The following is a 20,557-nucleotide window of genomic DNA, read 5'->3' as shown; positions in this document are numbered from 1 at the left end:
CACCGGTGGGTGGTCGAGAGGACGATCTCGTGGCTGACCGGATATCACCGGCTGGCGATCCGCTACGACCGCAAGGGAACTCACTTCCTGGGCTTTCTGACCCTCGCCGCAGCACTCACCGGATTCAAGAAGCTGACCAAAGCCAGAGCAGCCATGCGAGACACCGTCTTAGTCATTCATGCACACACGACTATCCCCACGTCGATTCGTTCGTACGCCTGGTAGAGCTCAGAGCAACCCTCCGCACCGAAATCAGCCCTGCTGATCCATCTCCGTTGCGTCGAAGAGCCCGAACAGCCGCCCCAGTTCGCGCGCGGTGGTGTCGGGGTCGACAGCGTGGACGGTGCCCATGCCGAGTTCCCGCGCCGGAGGCAGGTACTGCTCGACGTCGTCGACGAACACGCACTCGCGTGCGGGTACGCCCAATCTCTCCGCTGTGAGTTCGAAGATGGCCGGATCGGGTTTGCGCAACCCGACCTCGTGGGACAACACGACAACGTCGGATCGTTTGCCCAGATCGTAGGGCCGGTAGGGGTCGAAGGGCCCCTCTCCCCAGGAGTTCGACAGCACAGCGACTCGAATCCCCTTGTCCCGCAACGCTTCTATCGCCGCGGTGACGGCTGGTTCGAGGTCGAGGTCGGCGAGGATGCGTTCGAGGAGCCGGTGTGGGTCCACGCCGAGCGTCGGGGCGAGGTGCTCGACGAACTCGGCTTGGGTGATGGTGCCGCGTTCGAGGTCGGTCAGCATTCCCTTGGCTCCGCCGTCGAGGGAGAACACTCGCTCGAGGGCGTCGGGTTCGAGTCCTTCGCGCAGGCAGAATCCGCGCAGCGCGCCGTGGAACGAGGTGGAGACCACGCCGCCGAAGTCGGCGATCAGTGCCCGGTAGGTGCTGGTCATCGGGGTGTCGTGAGAGTTGCTTTCGCGGCCAGGACGGTGTTCCACAGGTCGGTCGCCTCTCGTGTTCCGGTGTCTCGGATCGATCGCGCGACGGTCATCGCGCGGTGCAGGGTGCCCGCGTGTTGGGTGGATTCGACCAGGGCCAACGCGTCGCGGGCGTCGGCGCAGGCGGAGTCGATGCGGTGTGCGTCGCGGTGGGCTTCGGCGCGGTCGATCAGGGCGGTGGCGCGGTGGCGGGACAGGGCGGGGTCCAGCTGGGCCAGGGCGGCGTCGAGGATGGTGATGGCTTTGTCGTGGTTGCCGAGCCTGCGGTGGTTGCCCCCTTCGTAGGCGGTCACCTTGGCGGTGTCGAACGCGCCGATCCCCGAATAGGCCAGGCCGGATACCGGCGGGTCCTGCAGCGCGGTCCGGGCTTCGTCGAGCAGCCGCATGCTCGCGGTTTCCTCGCCCAGATCGGCGTGGCGTTCGGACGCGACGGCCGCCACCCATCCGCGTGTGATGGGTGAGCCTCCTTGTGCGGCAAGGGTTCTCGCCGCTTCGGCGTGGTCGAGGGCGGCGCGCAGGTCTCGGTGGGGTTCGTCGTAGGCGGCGCGGAAGGCGTGGCAGGCCGCCACGACGGCTTGCAGTTCGAGGTTGGCGGCGTCGCGGGCGGACCGCTGTGCGAGGGCGAGGTAGGGGGTGCCGGTGCGCCAGTCGCCCAGATCGAGGCCGTGGATGGTCCCGGCCAGGGCGGCCATCTCCCCGACGGTGGTCAGCAGATGGCGTTGGACGGGGTCGGGTTGGTCGGCGGGCCGCAGCGACAGCGCCAGTTGCAGATGAGAGTGCGCCGCGGCCAGCAACTCTCGCGCGGGTGCCATCCGGTACAGCGCCCGGTACGCCTCGGCGGTCGAGCGAAGTCCTTCGGCCAACGCGGTGGGGATCGGGCCGGTGCGGCGGCTCGAGCCGAAGGCCGCCATGCCCGCGCCGAGCAGAAACCCGCGCCTCGCCAACGCCACCAGGTCGACCTCCTCCACGGCACCATCGGATGCCGAGCCCAGGGTAGTGCCTGGAGTCTCCGCGTCCAGGGCCCCGTGGAAGCGGAGGCGTTGCTCGCTGGTGAGCCCTTCGAGGACGCGGTCCAATCGTGTCGCGTATTCGAGGCCCAGCACCTGTGAGGTGCCGTGTCGTTCCCATTTGCTCACCGTGAACGGCGAGATGCGCAGCCTGGCCGCGAAGTCGTTCTGGGTCATTCGTAATGCGCTGTGTCGCAAGGCGAATACCTCGCGGCCCGTCCAGTCCTGTTGTGGCACACACCACCTCCCCCGTGCGCCGAGCGCGTGCAAGAAGGATACGACCGATGTGCAACCGCTGTGCCTTCATTCGGCTCGCTCGCGCTCCGACCATAGAACCAGCCCCATGCGGGAGCAGGCCCTGATTATCCGGGCCGGTGGCCACCCGCGGAGAGCTTCGCCCGAACGGAGGACTGGGACGATATGAACGCGCCCGAAAAGGTCGGTCGGCTGCTGCGGCTGGTGATCGACGCGGTCAACGAATGCAACCTGCGTTGCCGGTACTGTCACCCCGGTGAGGTGTGGCGGCAGCAGCAACTGCCCGCCCCCGCCGTCGCGTCCGCCCTGGCCGACGCCGAAGCCGCGGGACTGCTCGAGGTGGTCCTCACCGGCGGGGAGATCACCCTGCACCACGAGCTGAGGTCGGTGCTCGACGCGACGCATCTGCTGAATCGGTGTGCTTCGACGTTGATCACGAACGCGACCATGGTCACCGACGATCTCGTAGCCCGGCTCGCCGAGTCCAATCTGACCAGGGTGTGCACCAGCGTGGACGGTGTCACCAACGATGTGCACGGCACCGCGCGGGGCAAGAACCTGCCCACGGTGCTCGAGGGCTTGACCAGGCTCGTCACCACGGGCAAACCGATCACGGTGATCACTGTTGTCCACCAAGGCAATTGGCGGCGCGTGATCGAGTTGAGCGACTTCCTGGCTGCCAACGGCCTGGCCGCGCAGCACCATCTGTGCGCGCCGAGTTTCTCCGGCCAAGCCCGCGCCCATTACCCCGCGCTCGCGCTGACCGCGCCGGAGTTCGCCGCCGTGCAGCGGCTCGTCGACACCCACCATTCTCGGCTGGCCGCCGCCGGGCTCTACCTCACGTTCAACTCCTGCTGGCCCGCGACCGGGGTGCGGACCCTCGCGGTCAATCCGCACCGCACGATCACGTTGCAGCAGTTGTCCGAACAGGTCAAAGACACCCTCGCCAACATTCGGCCCACCGGCGAATTCCGGCTCCAAGCCGCCACCTGGGGACGGGAGATGGTCGGCAACGCCGTCCTCGGCTCGGTCCATGCCCGGCCGCTCTCGGACCTGATAGCCGACGCCGAAGCACGACTCGATCACGGTGCGCCGCACCAGCTTCCGCGTCACGTTGAGGCTCGGCACAAGTTCCAGCTCGGCGAAGGCGCCGATGCCCAGCTCACCGAGGCCCTGATCGGCCGCGGCGACGGGCCGCGCCAGGACGTCGAACTCGTCCCGATCACCAGCGTCGATTCCCACTGGCTGCTGGACAATCCCGTCGACCTCGACACGATCGCGGCCTCGATCAGCGACGAGCCCGCCGCGCACCGCGTCGTGGAGCATCCCACCGGAACCGTGCTCATATTCCACCGAGCCCGCTCCCAGGTGACCCTGCTGCGCGCGCACGAATGGGCCACCGTCGCCGCCCTCGCGAACACCGGCCAGGAAGCGGTGACGCGGTGACCAGCACGACCACCCTCGAAGCCGCGCACCGGTTCCTGCTGGCCGACCCCGGATCCGCCGCGCGGTGGCAGACCGTCCTCGCCCACGCCCCGACCGACCCCACCTTCCGCACGGCGCTGGCCTGCCACCTCGCCGCACCACACACCCCCGCCCGCGCCCTCGCCGCCGCGACGGGGTGTGATCTGGACGCGGTGCGCGAGGTCTACCGGTTCGCCCGCCACGACCCTGCCGTGGCCCGGCTCGTCACGTCCTGGTTCTACCCACACCGGATGCGGTGGGCCTTCGCCGCGACCACGGTCGAGGAGTGGCGGCGACGACCCGACGTGCCCGCCACGATCGCCGCCGGACGACCGGTACTCGGCGACACCATGGAGATCCACCCCACCCGCGGCACCTGCAACTACCGGTGCCGCATGTGCCTGTGGTCCGACCAGCAAACCCTCACCTACAGCACCCGCCGACTCGACACCACCGGCCTCCTCCACACCGCCGACTGGCTGCGAGTGCTGGCCGAGCTGCGCGACAACGGGGTGCGGCGGCTGGTCGTCTCCGGCGGCGGCGAGGCACTGATCAACCCCGACCTCCCCGCCATCCTGAACCACGCCGCCGACCTCGGCTTCGAAATCCACGTCTACACAACAGGTTTCCCCATCCGCCCCCGTACTGGCTTGTTCGAGGCGCTGTTGCGGTGTCACCGCATCCGCATGTCCATCCATTCCCCCGACTCCGGCACCTACGACCGGATCGCGGGCACCCGCCCCGCTCAGCGCGCCCTCGACCGGGTCGCCCGTAACCTGGCCGCGCTGCGCGGGCAACGCGACCTGTCGCCCGCTGTCGGCATCGGATTCGTCATCCAGCCGTTCAACCACGACCAGATCCTGCCCATGGTCGGATTCGCCGAAGCCTCGGGCGCGGATTGGCTGGACCTGCGCAAGGACGAGGTCGACGTCACCGAACCCCTCACCACCACGCAACTCGCCGTCGTGGTCGACCAGCTCCGCACGATCCGCGCCACCCACCCGAACACGCCCTTGCGCATCGATATCGGGGATGAACTCGTCGCGCTCGCCAACGGCGTCCCCGCGGATCGCTCCCGTACCAGCGAATGCCTCGGCCGCTACTTCCGGCCCACCATCGGACCCTACGGACACCTCACCCCCTGCGACCTCAAAGCCGAACCCCGCTTCGCCCACACCGAATACACCCTCGGCAAGGTCAAACAACTCCCCCTGCTCACCGTCGTGCAGACCTCGTCCGGGCGGCGCATCAGCGACGACTGCGCCCAATGCATGCCCAGCTCCCGCACCGGCAATAAGATCCTGCACAAACTGCTCGACGACCTCGCGGCCGGAGTGGGCCTGGACGAGCAACCGTTCTAGCCCGCGCGCCCCAACCGCTGCATCAGCGCGGTCCGCGCGACCGCCGCTGCGCCGCGAACAACCAGACCCGCCGCCACCAGCGGCGCGAACACGATCCACGGCGAACCCTTGTGGAAGTCGCAGTAGAACCGCAACGCGCTGCGATGATGCGACCGCACCTTCCGAAACGGCGCAGACCGCATGCTCCCACCCTCCCGATGGCGGATCTCCACGCGCGGGTCGAGCACCACCCGCCACCCGCCTCGATGCATGTCCAACGCCATCTTCGTTTCCTCGAAATAGAGGAAATACCGGTCGTCGAACCCGCCCACCGCCTCGAACGCCGCACGCCGAAACAGCATGCAGCACCCCGAGATCCAGTCCACATCACTCACCTCGGCGACCGGCTCACCGAAGTAGCGCCGCGTCGCCGGATTGCCCGGCCACACACCACCCAGCACCGCGTGCGCGATACCCACCACCAACGACGGGAACCGACGCCCACTCGGATACGGAGTACCGTCCAACCGGGCGATCCGAGGCCCGGTCATCCCGATCCGATCATCGGTCTTCGCCGTGTCCACCAGCGCCGCGATCGAGCCCACGGTCAACTGGGTATCGGGATTGGCGACCAAGATCCACTCCGCGCTCGTGGCCGCCGCTCCCTGATTGATCGCCGCCGCCAAACCGACATTGCGGCTGTTACGGATCACCCGGCCACCGAACTCCTCGACCAACTCGGCGCTGGCATCGGTGGAGACGTTGTCCACACCGATCACCTCCACCGCGTACGGCTCCACCGCGGCCGACAGCGTCTCGAAGAAACCCGGCAAGTCCTCGGCGCTCTGGTAGGTGACCAGAACCAGGCCAACAGTCTTCTCATCCGCGCTGAGCATGACCGCGAACCTATCACCGCTCCGCGACTCACGTGCTTACAAGGCGAATGCCTCAATCCTGAAAAACATTGCGCGCCTTGCCGAATGTGACAATCCTTACGAACAGCAGCTCCACCGCATGGCCTACTGAGCGGCCGGGTGGTCGGCCGACTAGGTTGCCGCGATCGGCGAAACCGCCCGCCCCCGCGTCGAAACGGCCGGTGTCGGCTGGAACGAGAACACCGCCTTCAACCCGGCCGAAGCCGAAGGACGCCTCGACGCCATCCGCCAAGCCGCGCGAAAACGAGCCTGTCTTCCGACAGCGACGCCGACTACCACCTGACGATCGAAGAGACAGACGTCAACGCATACTGGGCGTACTGGCTCCACCGAGCCGGACAACGAATCCGCTGCGGTCCCAAGGCAAGACACGCACACTACGCCGAGACTCAGGCTCGCCAGTTCGTGCAACACGAAGTTCTCAGACACGGACTGCACCGCACCTGGGGACAGCGCCTTGGAGAAGGAGCGCTACGCCCTGTCTTCAGCTTCGGAGTCGGTTCCGGCGTCGTCGCGCAAGGGCCTTCCAGCGAATTCGGGGAGGAAAGGCTCATCCCCGCGTAGCGCGGGGAGCACGCGGGTGATGCCCATCGCGGCCAGCGCCACCGGGGCTCATCCCCGCGCGTGCGGGGAGCACAAGTCGCAGCTCTACAAGACGATGGGAGAGCCGGGCTCATCCCCGCGCGTGCGGGGAGCACTTCCGGTTTACTTCGGAGCATCCCGCCGCGCGGGGCTCATCCCCGCGCGTGCGGGGAGCACGCCCCGAACGGAAAGGGTTCTCTACGCGATCTGGGCTCATCCCCGCGCGTGCGGGGAGCACGAGTCGAGGCGGCGGGGGATAGACCTCGGCGCGGGCTCATCCCCGCGCGTGCGGGGAGCACTCGACGGTCATCTCCCGGATGCCGACGGAGGGGGGCTCATCCCCGCGCGTGCGGGGAGCACAAGTCGTGTTGTCGTGTATGTTGGGTGGGGTAGGGCTCATCCCCGCGCGTGCGGGGAGCACTTCTGAACAGTTCAGATGTTACGGACTGAACTGGGCTCATCCCCGCGCGTGCGGGGAGCACACTTAACAACCTGCGGTGACGCAGCGCCATCGGAAGAATCTCATTCACTTTCGTTCGAGCGGCCGGATAGTCGGCGTGTCGAGATCCTCGGCGTGTCGAGCCGCGCCCTCTACATCGAACACCGACAGGGAAATTGGCACACCGCAAGTGACCAGAAGTCCCGAGCCGAGGTGCACGGCGAGCGATTCCAGCCGACGAAAGAAGATGCCGCGCCGCCATCGCAGGGTCTTGACCGGTGCGGTCAAACACAGGTGTGGGTACCGGTTCAGCAGACACCGCAGCGCCGTTGCCGCTTCGGCATAGGCCGAACGCACGCCGCGAGTCGGCCCGCGGCCTGGAGGATGGGGTTCCGGAATGAAACTCCGTGCTGGCGGTAGCATCCGAGCCGTACCCGGGCGGTGAAACGGCGCGGAGCGGCTCTAGGTTGCGATTGTGACCATAGACGAGATGGTCCTGGCATCGTGGGAAACCGTATGCGACAACGCGATTCGGGTTCAGTCGGGGATGCCGTCGCGCGCCCGAACTGCGACATCGGAGGCCCTCGCGGGACGTCCGGCGAATCCTCGAACACTGTCGGGTCCCCAGTCCTTCGGCGAGGCCAGGCCGACAACCGAATCTGTGCGGGGAGCAGCTGTCGACAGACAGCCACACCTCCTCCAGCGTGATCATCCGAATACTGCAATGTCATTGGGTTCCAAGCGAATCCACGCCAACTGTGGGCGCGCGGCGCGCCGCAACTTGTTCACCCTGTAATACGGGTGGCTAGGCTGGTGAATTCGGACGTCGTTTATCGGTGAACTGTGACACCGGTTGCGGCTCGAAGGTCGGTTCCTATCGGCGGAAACTGACGGCATGGGTTGCGGCGTGTCTGGCCGAATGCGTGTTGTACGCCGTTCGCGGCGGTGACCGCTGGTGCGTCGAACTTCCTGGCCAGAGTTGTTCGGCTGACGGCCGGGGGCACGTCGTGCCCGGAAGGTCAGGGGGTGACGATGGGGAAGTTCGGGTCGGGCTGGTCGAGGAGGCCGAGGAGTCGTTGGAGGGCGGTGATGTCGCCGGTGTGGTCGATTCCGTCGGGTGATTGCCCGGCGAGCAGTGCGATCAGTTGTGGTTTGGTGAGTGTGAGGGTGAGGTCGACGTCGGCTTTGCGGCGGGGGTCGACGGTGCGGATGAGTGCCCCGTTGGACAGGGTCAGTCGCATGGTGGTGTCAAGATCGGTGAATTGCCAGTCGATGACGAGTGATTCGGTCGCGGCGCGAGGGCCGTTGACCCGGATGGCGACGGTGTCGAACAGCTGCTCGATCGACAGGGCCGCTGCCATACCACCGGCGAGGTTGAGGGCGGTGGAATAAATGCCGTCACGGAGTTCTTTGGCGCCCATCAGGTAGAAGCCGCGCCAGGTGGCGTTCTCGGAGCCGTAGCCGAGTTGGGTGTAGACGTCGGCGAGGGCGTTCTTGGCGGCGGTGTGGGTGGGGTCGGCGAAGACGGCGTGTTTGAGTAGTTCGGCGGCGAAGCGCAGGTCCCCGTCGCGGGTGAATTCGGCGGCTTTCTCGAGCACGGTGTCGATGCCGCCGAAGGCTTTCACGTAGCGGGTCGCGGCGGCCTCGGGCGGGTGGGGCCACAGGGAGCTGGGGTGGCCGTCGAACCAGCCGAGGTAGCGCTGGTAGATGGCTTTGACGTTGTGGCTGACCGATCCGTAGTAGCCGCGCGCGGACCAGGCGTCGTCCAGGCCCGGGGACAATTCGATCTGTTCGGCGATCTCGACCCCGGTCAGGCCCTCGTTGAGCAGGCGCAGGGTCTGGTCGTGCAGGTAGCAGTACAGGTCTCGTTGGACGCTGAGGAACTCGACGAGGTTGTCGGTGCCCCAGGTCGGCCAGTGATGCGAGGCGAACGCGACGTCGGAATCGTCGGCGAACATGTCGATCGCCTCATCGATGTAGTGCGACCACACCCGCGCGTCACGCACCAGAGCCCCGCGCAGGGTCAGCAGGTTGTGCAGATTGTGGGTGGCGTTCTCGGCCAGGCAGACCGCGCGATGGCGGGGGAAGTGGAAGTTCATCTCCGCGGGTGCTTCGGTGCCCGGGGTCAGCTGAAACACTATGGGCACACCGTCGATGGTCTCGCGTTGCCCGGTCTCGGTGATGTCGACGGTGGGCGGGTACAGGCTGAAGGTGCCGGTGGAGGTCTGGATGCCCAGCCCGGTGCTCATCTGCCCGTCGACGGCCGGTTTCAACCCGATGGCGTACATGTAGCTGGCGCGCCGGGTCATCGCGGTGCCGGCGTAGACGTTCTCCGAGACGGCCTCGGCCATGAATCCGGCCGGGGCCAGGATCGGCACCTCGCCCGGGCCGTCGGGGAGTACACCGGCCACGCCACCGAAGTGGTCGCCGTGGGAGTGGGTGTAGATGACGCCGGCGACGGGGCGGTCGCCGCGGTGCTCGCGATACAGCGCCAGCCCGGCGGCGGCGCACTCGGCCGAGATGAGCGGGTCGATGACGATCACGCCGGTGTCGCCCTCGACGATGGTCATGTTGGAGATGTCGAATCCGCGGATCTGGTAGATCCCCTCGACCACCTGATACAGGCCGTTCTTCACGTTGAGCTGGGCTTGGCGGAACAGGCTCGGGTTCACCGTGTCCGGGCACGGCCCGTCGAGGAACGCGTAACCGGAGGTGTCGAACACGATGGCCCCGTCGGCGTCGCGGATGGTCATCGGGGTCAGCGTCGCGATGAAACCGCGATCGGCATTGTCGAAATCGGTGCGATCCTCGTAGTCCAAAGCCATCCCGGGTCAGCTCCTCGGTACGGTCATCGGTACTGGGCACACGGATTATCGACGGCCGCAACAGCCCCCACCTCACCCGACACGGGTGAATCAGGACATTGGCACCTCATGTTCGAACACTCGGCAACTGAAGACCGGCGACCCTCCTCGCTCGGTTCCTGGCCCGGGGCGGGTATCGGTGAATTCCGGTGCCGCCGCGTGACAGAGAGCTGCAAAGTATCGGTGAATTCGGACGTCGTTCGGGGGGCGGCCGCGTTCAGCCTGCGGTGGCGGCGCGGGTGCGGGCCAGGCGGTAGGAGTCGGTGCCGGTTTCGATGATGTGCCCGCCGAAGGTGAGTCGGTCGACGATCGCGGGCTCATCCCCGCGCGTGGGGGGAGCACACTTGTTGACCTGCACCGTTGCGGCGTCAGGTCCAGAATTTCATTCACTTTCGACCAGCTTGACTTGGCCCTCGATCATCAGGTGATCAAGCGTCCGTAGGCAAGTTGCACGCATCGAACCTCCGTCCTATCGTTGGCTCCGACCGTATGGTCTCTTTCCTGGCAACCTGTAGTCACAGGCACACCCCGCGCGGAGTGAAGGACATTCGCGGGGCCGCGGCCGAGCGGGCGTTGATTCGACATCTCATCGAGCGGGTGCCGCCGAGGGACAGCATCATCACGCCCGAAACCACCATGGCCGACCTGTGGGTGGCTTATCGCGAGCACTTGGTCGACCGCAAGCGGAGTTCGAACACGCTGCAGCGCAACGACATCAACGCCAAGCTGATCGTCGCGGGTCTTGGTGGGGTGCGGGTCCGGGAGATGCAGCAGACGCAGCGGGCCGAGGAGTTCATCCGGCGTATCGAGAAGGACAACGGCCCGGGGGCGGCGAAGTCGGTGCGCGCCACGCTGTCCGGAATGATGAGCATGGCCGTGCGCTACGGCGCCCTCGACGCCAACCCGATCCGGAAGACACTCCCCGCCGACACCGGCGGCCGCAGACCGGCACGGTCGCTGGAAAGCCGAGACGCCGTGGAGATCCTGCGCGGCATCTCCACCTCGACCGCACCGTGCCCGCCGATTCGCAAGGGTAGCGACGGGCGACCACATCAGCCGCGTTACCGGGTGCCCACCGTGGCCGAGTACTGCCGCAGGCACGACGTCGTCGATGTCATCTGGGGTTTCGCCGGGACCGGCCTCCGAGCCTCGGAGCTGTTCGGGCTGCTGTGGGAGGACTTCGACCCGAAGAAGAAGACCATCAAGGTCACGGGCAAGGTCATCCGGGTCAAGGGCCGGGGGATGGTGCGTATCACCGAGGAGAACAGCAAGCACATCCATCGCGAGATCGCGCTTCCCACGGTTCTGGTCGACCGTCTGGTTCTGCGGCAGCAGACCGGACGGCCGAACGACCTGGGACTGATCTACCCCTCGGAGGCCGGCACGATCATGGACCCCACGAACTTCAACGACCAGTGGCGCCGCGTGCGCAAGGCGCTGGGTTTCGACTTCGAGTTCGATATCACCGGCCACACCTTCCGCAAGACACTGCTCACGATCGGCGACGACGCGGGGATCTCCGCGGTGGCGCTGGCCGACCACGCCAGGCACAGCGCGGCGTCGATGACGCAGAACACCTACCTGGGCCGCAAGCGGGTCCGTTACGAGATAGCAGCCGCGGTCGACGCGGCGCTCGGGCCCCACGCGCCAGCAGAGACCAGCAGGCCCCACGAGGCGATTAATGGACTATTTTGTGACCCCGAGCATGAAAAATGGCCCAGGTCTGAGAGACTTGCATCTCCCTGACCTGGGCCGCTTGTAGCGGGGACAGGATTTGAACCTGCGACCTCTGGGTTATGAGCCCAGCGAGCTACCGAGCTGCTCCACCCCGCGTCGGTGAATAGAACATTACACACGGGTTTGCGGTAACTCCAAATCGGCTGGTCATGGCGGGTTTTCGAGAGGCGAGGGATGATCATGACCGGCGTGCGGAGCGGGCCGTAGCGGATGAATGTGATCGAGGTCACTCCACGGAGGGCGGATTCGAGACGCTGGGCCGCGCCGAGGACGGGAACGTCAACTCGCAGGCCGACGGCGTGGAAATGAAATGGGATCGATCCGGATTGAACCCCACCAAAAGCGGCGTACCGGTAATTCACCCCCGCGCACACGCGCGTCGCCAATGCAATAGCCGCAAAACGTGACCCGAGTCACTATCACAGCGTGATATGGAACACATAACGGCTAGGTAACGTACCGTCCAGAATTCACCTCTACAACATAGCCAACCTGCATCAACACCCGAAACCCAGTTATTCGTTTCATGCAAATCTAGGAGTTATCAAGACGTGATCTGTTGAGATCCGTTCGTTATGGTCGCTCTCGGCCCGGATCAAACCGTGATGGGCGTCCGACCCGAACCGCTGCACGCCGGTGACCCTGTCCCGCGGTTCGGAGTTACCCCGACCTCCTGGGGGCAGGGTCATGCCGCAAGGCGTGTCGGTGGGCGCAGGGAGGGAAACCACCATGAACCAGAACCGGAAGATCAGCAGTCGCGTCCTCGGCGTTGCCGCCGTTACCGGCGCCCTTGTTGCCGTCCCGTTCGCCCTGTCCAGCACCGCTTCGGCCGCCGCCCACGACTGGGACGGCGTCGCGCAATGCGAGAGCGGTGGTAACTGGCACATCAACACCGGGAACGGCTACTACGGGGGTCTGCAGTTCACGCAGAGCACCTGGGCGGCCAACGGTGGCCACGGCAGCCCGGCCAACGCCAGCAAGGAGGAGCAGATCCGCGTCGCGGAGAACGTGCTCGCCACGCAGGGCGTCGGCGCGTGGCCCGTATGCGGTCAGTACCTGCGTTGGGGCGGCGGCTCCGACGATGTCGCGGAGAGCGCGCCCCAGGCCGACCCGGAGCCCGCCCCGGCGGCCCCGGCCCCGGCGCCGTCCGATCGCCAGGCCCTGATCGATCAGGCCAAGAACGCCGGTGAGCAGGCCGCCAAGCAGTTCGGTTTCGCCGACCAGTACCAGCAGGTGCTGCAGCAGAACAGCGGACTCATCGACTCGCTGGGGCGCTAGCCCACAACGACACGGCGCTGCCATCGAAAGATGGCAGCGCCGTTCGTGTTTCGCGGGTCGGTCAGCCGCCCGCCTTGTTGTAGTCGTCGATCGCCTTCTGCAGACCCTCCAGGGCCTTGCCGAGCTGCCCGAGATCGCCGGACTTCTGGGCGTCCTGGACGCCCTTCAACGCGTCGTTGAGCTGGCGCACCGCGGCGTCCTTACCGGCCGAACCCGTCGGCGGCGGGGTCGCCGGAGTGCTCGGCGTGGTGCCCGGATTCGTCTGCTGCGGCGGGTTCACGCTCTGGGCGGGCGGACTGCTCGCCGCTTGGCCGGGCTGCTGGGTGGCCGCGGCGCCGAGACCGTCGGAGACGTCGTTGAGGGCGTCGCCGAGGGTCGGCTGGTAACCCACCTTGTCCCCGTAGCTGGCCAGTACCCGGACCAACTGCGGGAACGATGCCGTGTTGGGTCCGGCGTTGCGTTCCAGATACCACGGCTCGACGTAGAGGATGCCGCCCTGACCGATCGGCAGGGTCAGCAGATTCCCGTATTTGATCTTGTTGGTATTGCCGCCGGTCAAGGTCGTGCGTTCGTTGGACACGCGCGCGTCGGTCGTCATCGACGTCTGTACCTGCTGCGGGCCCGGCGTCTGCGACTCGGTCGGCAACTGCAACACCGTGAACTTGCCGTAGTTCTCCGGATCCGAACTCACCGAGATGTACGCCGACAGGAACTGCCGCTTGTAGCCGACCATCGCGCTGGTCAGCTTGAACTGCGCCTTACCCGACTTCTGGTCGCCGATCAGCACGTAATAGGGCGGCTGGTTGGCATTGGTCGGGGTGTCGGAGGTCGGATCGCTGGGCACCGACCAGAACGCGTTGTTGGTGAAGAACTCGCGCGGATCGTTGACGTGGTACTTCGCCAGCATCTCCCGCTGCACCTTGAACAGATCCTCGGGGTAGCGGAAGTGCGCGCGCAGGTCCGGGGAGATCGTGCTCTCCGGCTTGACCGCGTTCGGGAACACACCTTCCCACGCCTTCAGTACGGGATCGTTCTTGTCCACCTCGTAGAGGGTCACCGTGCCGTCGTAGGCGTCGACGGTGGCCTTCACCGAGTTGCGGATGTAGCTGACCTCCTTGCGCGGCAGCATCCGGCCGGTGTTCTGGTCGATGCTGTCGGCCACCACGCCGTCGAGCGAGGTGCGCTGTGCGTACGGATAGTTGTCGAGCGTGGTGTAGGCGTCGACGATCCACTGGATGCGGCCCTCGACCACCGCCGGATAGGCGTTGCCGTCGGCGGTCAGCCACGGCGCGACCTGCTGCACGCGGTCGCGCGGATTGCGGTTGAAGATGATCTTGGAGTCCGAACCGATCGCCCCGGAGAACAGGATGTTGCGCTCGGCGTACTTGGCCGCGAAGGCCAGCCGGTTGAACCAGTTCCCGATCGGCACGCCGCCGCGCCCGGTGTAGCTGTATTGCTCGGTGGGCGTGTCGTATTCGCGCGGCGGCTGATTGTTGCCGCCGACGATGGCGTAGTCGGCGTCGGACTTGGCGATCATCTCGCCGAAGTAGATGCGCGGCTGGTCGACCTTGATGGCCTGCTTGTCCTTCGGCGTGAGCAGATCGCTGACCGTGGACTGGTCGCCGACGTTGAAGGTCGGGTAACCGTAGCCGCCGCTGGAGTTGTTGCCGCCCGCGGCGGCCGAGGCCGCCTGCTGGGTCTCGCGCGGCGGGGCGACGTTGACGCGGTTGGCCGGGGAGGCCACGAAACCGTCGCCGTGGGTGTAGACGGTGTGCTTGTTGATCCAGTTGGTCTGGTTGCCGGACAGGTTCTGCGGCACCAGCTCTCGCGCGGCCACGATGTAGTCCTGCACGTCGCCGTTGATCGTGTAGCGGTCGATGTCCAGCGGATCGGGGAAGCCGTAGAAGTTCTGCAACTGCTGCCGCTGGATGAAGGTCTGGGTCAGCAGGTTCGGATCCAGCAACCGGATGTTCTTGATGGTCTGCTGGTCGGCCTGGCTCATATCCGCCGAGGGGCTCTTGTTCTCGGAGTTCTTGTAGTCGACGTATTGAACGTCGTTGAGCCCGTACGCTTTTCGCGTCGCGTCGATATTGCGCTCGATATAGGTCGATTCCTTGGTGGCCGCGTTCGGCCGGACCTCGAACTGCTCCACGATCAGCGGCCACACCGCGCCGACCAGGATCGACGACAGCACCAGCAGCGCCGCCGCCATCGCGGGCACGCGCAGATCGCGCAGCACGATCCCGGCGAAGAACGCGATCGCGCAGATGATCGCGATCGACATCAGGATCAGCTTGGCGGGCAGCACCGCGTTGATGTCGGTGTAGGAACCGCCGGTGAAGGTCGGTTCCTCGCGGGTGCTCGACAGCAGCGAGTACCGGTCGAACCAGTACGCGATCGCCTTGAGCAGCACGAAGATTCCCGCGATGATCGCCAGCTGGATGCGGGCCGGGCGGGTCAGATTGCCCTCGCGGCCCGACAGCCGCAGGCCGCCGAACACGTAGTGCGCCACCAGATTCGCGAAGAACGCGATGACCACCGCGACGAACAGCCAGTTCAACAGCATCTTGTAGAACGGCAGATCGAATGCGTAGAAACCGACGTCCAGGTGGAACTGCGGATCCTTCACCCCGAACGCGCCGCCGTGCAGGAACAGCTGGATGGTCACCCAACTCGACTGCGCGACCAGACCGGACAGCAGACCGACCACCGCCGGAATGCCGATGCCGAACAGCCGCAGCCTGCCCATGACCGTCGTGCGGTAGCGCGCGATCGGATCGTTGGGTCCGGCGACGGGCACGAATACCGGCCGCGATCGATACGCCACCAGCAGCGCGAGCCAGATGATCGCGCCGACCACGACGGCGACCACCAGGAACAGCAGGATCCGGGTGAGCAGCACGGTCGCGTACACGCGCTTGAAGCCGACCTCACCGAACCACAGCCAATTGGTATACGCGTCGGTCAGTCTCGGCCCGATCAGCAGCAGTGCCGCGATGACAAGGGCCGTCACCAGCAGCACTCGGCTGCGTCGGGACAGCGAAGGTAACCCTGTCGGGGGGCGCATGCCCACGATGCCACACTCCCAGTTCCAGTTGCGGGGTGATCCCTCACGGGACCGTTCGCGCCCCACTTTACGTAAATCGGAACGGCGGGGACCGCACTCCCTCGCTCGCGTCATCTCCTAGACTCTGCGCGCGTGACTCTGGACAACCCGGCCTCAGCCCTCTACCGCTGCATTCGTGACGTAGCGGAGTTCGCCGACGCGGAGGGATGGGACCGGCCGCCGCAGATGTTCGCCCTCGTTCCGACCGCGGATCTGGTGGCCGCGGAGCCGACGTTGCAGGACGAACTCGACGACGGCGCCGAGCTGACTCCGATTGCGCAGGAACCCTTTCCGGAGGATGTGGACGGCGATTCCATGGCACTCGACGAATTCCTGGCCACCACGAGCTGGCCGCCCGCGGTACGCGGTTGTGTGCTCGTCCAACAGATCGTCGTGCTGCCGCCCGATGCCGAGCAGACCCTCGACGACGCGATCGCCCCCCTACTGGCCGACCGCGACGCCGCCGATCGCGCGGCCGTCGACGCCGCGGTCACCCACCCGGGCCGCCGCGACGCCCGCCTGTTCGCCGGTGTCCTGCGCGAGGGAACATCCCTGTGCCTGCTGCAGATCCGCCCCGAGGACGACGAGGAGGACCCCTTCGGCGACATCGACCTGCGCACCTACCCGAACCTCGCCCCGAACCTGGTCGAGGCGCTGCGGCACACGCTGGAGAACGAGCCGGATTAGGTGGCGAGGGGACGACTCGCCGGGCGCGGTCAGCCGCAGGTCGGCGTGTCGCGGCCCGCGGTGAGGGCGTCGAGGGACTGGACGGCCGAGGTCAGGGTGTCGACCTTGATCAGGCGCAGGCCCGCGGGGGTGCGTTCCTTGGCCTCGTTGCAGTTGTCGGCGGGGACGAGGAAGGTTTCCGCGCCCGCGTCGCGCGCGGCCATCATCTTGTACTGGATGCCGCCGATGGGGCCGACCTTGCCGTCGGGGTCGATGGTGCCGGTGCCCGCGATGAACTTGCCGCCGTTGAGTTTTCCGGGGGACAGCTTGTCGATCAGGGCCAGGCTGAACATCAGGCCCGCGGAGGGGCCGCCGATGTCGGCGAGGTTGAAGGTGACCTCGAGCGGGCCGTGCGGCACCTCCTCGGGGGTGACGCCGAGGTAGCCCTTGGTCGAATCATCCGGGCGCGCACCGAGTTTCACCTCGACGGTCTGTTCCACCCCGGCGCGCCGGAGCACGATCGGCAGCACCGTGTCCGGCTTGTCGGCCTGCACCGACGTGACGAAATCGGCGGCGGTGGTGACGGGCTTGCCGCCGACCGACACCAGCTCGTCGCCCGCGCGCAGCTGATCCTTGGCCGGGCCGTCGGGGGTGACCGCGCGCAGCCGGACCGTCGTCGGATACTTCAGGAAGTGCAGCGCGGCGAGCTCGGCGTTGTCCTCGGACTCCTTGAAGTCCTGCTGATTGGATTTGTCCACCTGCTCGCGCGGCACGCCCGGCGGATAGACCTCCGCGCGCGGGCGCAACCCGTACCGACCGTCGGCCCACAGCGCGAACGCCTCGAAGATATTCAGCCCGTCGCGAACGGACACCGTTGTCATATTGAGATTGCCCGAGGTCGGATCGAGCGTCGCGCCGCGCACGTCGACGACCTGTTTGCCCTCGACCTCGCCGAGCGTATTGAACGTCGGACCGGGTCCTAGCGCGACGAACGGCACGGTGACGGCGCTGCCGACGAGGCCGAGGACGAGCACCGGAACGAGGGCGGCGACGAGGGTCATGATCCGACGGTTCACGCGGCCAACAGTAGCGGCTGCCGATTCGGCACCCGCGTAATGTTTGGGGTATGAGCGATGTGCCCTTCGGATTCTCGAACCGCGACGACGATGACGACCGCAAGAAGCGGGACGAATCGTCGGGCGCCGGGGCGAACAACCCGTTCGGGGGGTTCTCGATCGGGGGTTCCGGCGCGGGCTTCGATCCCTCCCAGCTCGGACAGATGCTGACCTCGTTGGGTCAGATGTTCAGCAATATGGGCCAGCCCGGTTCACAGTCGGGTCCGGTGAACTACGACGTCGCCAAGCGGCTCGCCCGCCAGCAGCTCGGCGCGGCGATCACGCCGGTGTCCGCGGGCGCCGAGCGCGCGGTGACGGACGCGGCGCACCTGGCCGAACTGTGGCTCGACGCCGCGACGACCCTGCCGACCGGCGCGACCAAGACCGCGGCCTGGACGCCCAACGACTGGATCGAGCAGACGCTGCCCACCTGGCGACGGTTGTGTGATCCGGTGGCCGAACAGGTTTCGGGCATGTGGACGGCCACGCTGCCGGAGGAGGCCAAGGAGTTCGCGGCCCCGATGCTCGGCATGCTCGGGCAGATGGGCGGGCTGGCGTTCGGCTCCCAGCTCGGGCAGGCGCTCGGGCAGCTGGCGCAGGAGGTGCTGACCTCCACCGATATCGGTCTGCCGCTGGGCCCGGCCGGGACCGCGGCGTTGCTGCCCGCGGCGATCACCGAGTTCAGCAAGGGGCTGGAGCGGCCGGAGAGCGAGATCCTGGTGTATCTGGCCGCGCGCGAGGCCGCGCATCAGCGGCTGTTCGCGCATGTGCCGTGGCTGCGGCAGCAGGTGCTGGGCGCGGTCGAGGACTACGCGCGCGGCATTCGGATGGACTTCTCGGCCATCGAGGAGGCGGCGCAGGGCATCGATCCGATGATGCTGACCGATCCGTCCAAGCTGGAGGAGCTGCTGTCGCAGGGCACCTTCGAACCGCAGACCACCCCCGAGCAGAAGGCCGCGCTGGAGCGGCTCGAGACGTTGCTGGCGTTGATCGAGGGCTGGGTGGAGGTCGTGGTCACCGACGCCGTCGGCGATCGGCTCCCCGGCGCGGGCGCGATGGCCGAGACGCTGCGGCGCCGCCGCGCCACCGGCGGACCGGCCGAGCAGACCTTCGCGACGCTGGTCGGTCTGGAGCTGCGGCCGCGCAAGCTGCGGGAGGCGGCCGCGCTGTGGCGGCGGCTCACCACCGACGCCGGGCTCGAGGCGCGCGACGCGGTGTGGGCGCATCCGGATCTGCTGCCCGGATCGGAGGATCTGGACAATCCGGCCGGGTTCATCGACGGCGTGATCGGCGGGGGCACAGAGGTTTTCGACGATCCGTTGGCGCAGCTGGCCGAGACCGAGGCGCGCGAACGCGAGGAGCGGGACGCCAAGCGGGGCGAATCGGGCGACAAAGGTGACGAAAAGGACTGAGCGCCGGGCACTTTCGTGCCGTGTGGAAAAGCTTGGGAAATCTTGCCGATTCGGGCGTGCCGGTGCCGCGCGGCGTTCGGGAAGTGGTCCGCGAGCGGGGCGCGGACACGTGGCTGTCCTCATGAGTTGCCCTGTGGATGAAGGTTTTTCCTGTGGATAACCAGGGCTTTCCGGGACGGCGCGGTCGGCCCCGAACGTGATACTCGTGGCATGACGACCACATATTGCCCACGCGGGCCGATGTTGCATCCACGACTGGCGGTGCTGCGCCGCCCGTCCGGCGAGGTTCAGCTGGGATGGGATCCCGAGCACGCCCTGGTGCTGCGCCCACCCGGCACGAGTCCCGATGCGGTACTGAGCTTCCTGCGCTTGCTCGACGGGGCGCGCAGTCATCCGCAGATCGTCTGGCAGGCGGGCCAGGTCGGCATCGAGGCGGAGGACGCGCTGGAGTTGCTCAGCGCTCTCGATCGAGCGGGATTGTTGTTGCGGCCGTGGGACAGAGCCACCCGCGTGCGCGCGGTCCACATCCACGGCCGCGGCCCGCTCTCGGACGCGATCGCCACGGGAGCGCGCACCCTCGGCCTGCGCCCCACCCGCTCCCGCGACTCCGATCCCACCTCCCCCGTCGAGACCGGATCCTGCGATCTGGTCATCCTCGCCGACGCCCTCGTCCCCGAACCCCATATAGTCAACGACCTTGTCCTGCAACGCATCCCGCACCTGCAGGTCCGCATCCGAGACGGCCGAGGCATCGTAGGCCCCCTAGTCCTCCCCGGCGGCACCAGCTGCCTCCGCTGCGCCGACCTCACCCGCATCGACAACGACGCCGACTGGCCCCACCTCGCAGGCCAACTCCTCGGCCGAGTAGGCCACGCCTCCCCCGCCACCATCGCCGCCACCACCGCCCTAACCCTCCGCGACCTCGAACTCATCCTCGCCGGCGACACCACCCGCCCACCCGAAACCCTCGACACCACTCTGGAACTCGACCCCGAAACCCACCACATCTCCCCCCGCCACTGGTTCCCGCATCCGGACTGCGCCTGCCGAACGCTTCCACCCCTTCCCACTCAACCCCCACACGCATACGAAGACCCACCCCCTCCAACCACCGCCCACCTCCCCAGAACACCGCACGCCCGCAGCCAGAAGGCACCCACCGGCGATCCCCCCGTACGGCGAAAGTGATTGAATTTCGTCCTCGGGCACTACAACATTGCAGGTCAAAAAGTGCGCTCCCCGCACGCTCGGGGATGAGCCCTGGTGGCCGCAGTACATGCAGCGCCACCGGTCGCGTTCCCCGCACGCGCGGGGATGAGCGGTCAAGTCCAAACGGGTGGTGTAACGGGGTGATTGCCGCGTGATCCTGTTCGGTCAGGCGGTCAGTGCTGGGGTGGTTTCCTCCTGGTCGGTGG

15 protein-coding genes, 1 tRNA gene, 2 pseudogenes and 1 CRISPR repeat array are annotated in these 20,557 nt (G+C 67.0%); of the genes and pseudogenes, 8 read left to right on the top strand and 10 right to left on the bottom strand.

Features of this window, described 5'->3' with window-relative positions; all coding sequences use genetic code 11:
- A pseudogene (locus tag ACWDSJ_RS37325) lies at positions 1-225 on the top strand (hypothetical protein); the annotation flags it as partial.
- 27 nt (positions 226-252) lie between these two features.
- Here the strand turns inward: ACWDSJ_RS37325 and ACWDSJ_RS37320 are convergent.
- The gene (locus tag ACWDSJ_RS37320) at positions 253-897 is read right to left on the bottom strand and encodes an HAD family hydrolase (RefSeq protein WP_450037569.1); all 645 of its coding nucleotides are present in this window, start codon (positions 895-897) and stop codon (positions 253-255) included.
- Positions 894-2,126 carry a hypothetical protein gene (locus ACWDSJ_RS37315; protein ID WP_450037567.1) on the bottom strand — a complete coding sequence of 411 codons (1,233 nt, stop codon included), beginning with the start codon at positions 2,124-2,126 and terminating at the stop codon, positions 894-896. The genes ACWDSJ_RS37320 and ACWDSJ_RS37315 overlap by 4 nt, the downstream gene beginning before the upstream one ends.
- 243 nt (positions 2,127-2,369) lie before the next feature.
- Here ACWDSJ_RS37315 and ACWDSJ_RS37310 point away from each other — a divergent pair, with 243 nt between their 5' ends.
- A complete protein-coding gene (locus ACWDSJ_RS37310) occupies positions 2,370-3,650 on the top strand; it encodes a radical SAM protein (RefSeq protein ID WP_450037565.1) in 1,281 nt (426 codons plus the stop codon).
- Complete coding sequence (locus ACWDSJ_RS37305) at positions 3,647-5,029, top strand: radical SAM protein (RefSeq protein ID WP_450037564.1); 1,383 nt, start codon at positions 3,647-3,649, stop codon at positions 5,027-5,029. Before ACWDSJ_RS37310 ends, ACWDSJ_RS37305 begins: the two co-directional genes overlap by 4 nt.
- Here the strand turns inward: ACWDSJ_RS37305 and ACWDSJ_RS37300 are convergent.
- From ACWDSJ_RS37300 to ACWDSJ_RS37280, 5 genes and pseudogenes are all read right to left on the bottom strand, one after another.
- Complete coding sequence (locus tag ACWDSJ_RS37300) at positions 5,026-5,904, bottom strand: glycosyltransferase family 2 protein (RefSeq protein ID WP_450037563.1); 879 nt, start codon at positions 5,902-5,904, stop codon at positions 5,026-5,028. The genes ACWDSJ_RS37305 and ACWDSJ_RS37300 overlap by 4 nt on opposite strands.
- 52 nt (positions 5,905-5,956) lie before the next feature.
- Positions 5,957-6,175: a hypothetical protein gene (locus tag ACWDSJ_RS37295; RefSeq protein ID WP_450037561.1), complete on the bottom strand. Its 219-nt coding sequence runs from the start codon at positions 6,173-6,175 to the stop codon at positions 5,957-5,959.
- A gap of 376 nt (positions 6,176-6,551) precedes the next feature.
- Positions 6,552-7,007: direct repeats of the CRISPR family, unit length 29 nt; unit sequence GGGCTCATCCCCGCGCGTGCGGGGAGCAC.
- Between the two features lie 44 nt (positions 7,008-7,051).
- Positions 7,052-7,321 (bottom strand): hypothetical protein, encoded by a 270-nt coding sequence (locus ACWDSJ_RS37290; protein WP_450037559.1) that lies wholly within the window; start codon positions 7,319-7,321, stop codon positions 7,052-7,054.
- 662 nt (positions 7,322-7,983) lie between these two features.
- Positions 7,984-9,789 (bottom strand): alkyl/aryl-sulfatase, encoded by a 1,806-nt coding sequence (locus ACWDSJ_RS37285; RefSeq protein ID WP_450037557.1) that lies wholly within the window; start codon positions 9,787-9,789, stop codon positions 7,984-7,986.
- Between the two features lie 256 nt (positions 9,790-10,045).
- Positions 10,046-10,141, bottom strand: a pseudogene (locus tag ACWDSJ_RS37280) (IS21-like element helper ATPase IstB); the annotation flags it as partial.
- Between the two features lie 284 nt (positions 10,142-10,425).
- Here ACWDSJ_RS37280 and ACWDSJ_RS37275 point away from each other — a divergent pair.
- Positions 10,426-11,574 carry a site-specific integrase gene (locus ACWDSJ_RS37275; RefSeq protein WP_450037555.1) on the top strand — a complete coding sequence of 383 codons (1,149 nt, stop codon included), beginning with the start codon at positions 10,426-10,428 and terminating at the stop codon, positions 11,572-11,574.
- Between the two features lie 13 nt (positions 11,575-11,587).
- On the opposite strand, the gene ACWDSJ_RS37270 is transcribed toward ACWDSJ_RS37275, so the two are convergent.
- Positions 11,588-11,661: transfer RNA gene (locus ACWDSJ_RS37270), tRNA-Met, on the bottom strand.
- 633 nt (positions 11,662-12,294) lie between these two features.
- On the opposite strand from ACWDSJ_RS37270, the gene ACWDSJ_RS37265 reads away from it, so the two are divergent.
- The gene (locus tag ACWDSJ_RS37265; protein ID WP_387370924.1) at positions 12,295-12,843 is read left to right on the top strand and encodes a transglycosylase family protein; all 549 of its coding nucleotides are present in this window, start codon (positions 12,295-12,297) and stop codon (positions 12,841-12,843) included.
- A gap of 61 nt (positions 12,844-12,904) precedes the next feature.
- Here the strand turns inward: ACWDSJ_RS37265 and ACWDSJ_RS37260 are convergent, their stop codons facing one another.
- Positions 12,905-15,916: a UPF0182 family protein gene (locus tag ACWDSJ_RS37260; protein ID WP_450037553.1), complete on the bottom strand. Its 3,012-nt coding sequence runs from the start codon at positions 15,914-15,916 to the stop codon at positions 12,905-12,907.
- Between the two features lie 126 nt (positions 15,917-16,042).
- On the opposite strand from ACWDSJ_RS37260, the gene ACWDSJ_RS37255 reads away from it, so the two are divergent.
- Positions 16,043-16,636 (top strand): PPA1309 family protein, encoded by a 594-nt coding sequence (locus tag ACWDSJ_RS37255; protein WP_450037551.1) that lies wholly within the window; start codon positions 16,043-16,045, stop codon positions 16,634-16,636.
- 29 nt (positions 16,637-16,665) lie between these two features.
- Here the strand turns inward: ACWDSJ_RS37255 and ACWDSJ_RS37250 are convergent, their stop codons facing one another.
- Positions 16,666-17,691 (bottom strand): YlbL family protein, encoded by a 1,026-nt coding sequence (locus ACWDSJ_RS37250; protein WP_450037550.1) that lies wholly within the window; start codon positions 17,689-17,691, stop codon positions 16,666-16,668.
- Positions 17,692-17,741: 50 nt separating this feature from the next.
- Here ACWDSJ_RS37250 and ACWDSJ_RS37245 point away from each other — a divergent pair, with 50 nt between their 5' ends.
- Together ACWDSJ_RS37245 and ACWDSJ_RS37240 are read left to right on the top strand one after the other, a co-directional pair.
- Positions 17,742-19,142 (top strand): zinc-dependent metalloprotease, encoded by a 1,401-nt coding sequence (locus ACWDSJ_RS37245; RefSeq protein ID WP_450037548.1) that lies wholly within the window; start codon positions 17,742-17,744, stop codon positions 19,140-19,142.
- A 210-nt stretch (positions 19,143-19,352) separates the two neighbouring features.
- Entirely contained in the window at positions 19,353-20,330 is a 978-nt protein-coding gene (locus tag ACWDSJ_RS37240; protein ID WP_450037546.1) for a TOMM precursor leader peptide-binding protein, read from the top strand.
- The last annotated feature ends 227 nt before the right edge of the window (positions 20,331-20,557 follow it).

The organism is Nocardia sp. NPDC003482 (genome assembly GCF_053588115.1).
This window is presented reverse-complemented; position numbering and strand designations above follow the sequence as displayed.

Excerpts from the sequence above, each read along its gene's own strand:
- ACWDSJ_RS37320 (WP_450037569.1), bottom strand. The coding sequence starts at position 897 with ATGACCAGCACCTACCGGGCACTGATCGCCGACTTCGGCGGCGTGGTC.
- ACWDSJ_RS37315 (WP_450037567.1), bottom strand. The coding sequence starts at position 2,126 with ATGACCCAGAACGACTTCGCGGCCAGGCTGCGCATCTCGCCGTTCACG.
- ACWDSJ_RS37310 (WP_450037565.1), top strand. The coding sequence starts at position 2,370 with ATGAACGCGCCCGAAAAGGTCGGTCGGCTGCTGCGGCTGGTGATCGAC.
- ACWDSJ_RS37300 (WP_450037563.1), bottom strand. The coding sequence starts at position 5,904 with ATGCTCAGCGCGGATGAGAAGACTGTTGGCCTGGTTCTGGTCACCTAC.
- ACWDSJ_RS37285 (WP_450037557.1), bottom strand. The coding sequence starts at position 9,789 with ATGGCTTTGGACTACGAGGATCGCACCGATTTCGACAATGCCGATCGC.
- ACWDSJ_RS37265 (WP_387370924.1), top strand. The coding sequence starts at position 12,295 with ATGAACCAGAACCGGAAGATCAGCAGTCGCGTCCTCGGCGTTGCCGCC.
- ACWDSJ_RS37245 (WP_450037548.1), top strand. The coding sequence starts at position 17,742 with ATGAGCGATGTGCCCTTCGGATTCTCGAACCGCGACGACGATGACGAC.
- ACWDSJ_RS37240 (WP_450037546.1), top strand. The coding sequence starts at position 19,353 with ATGACGACCACATATTGCCCACGCGGGCCGATGTTGCATCCACGACTG.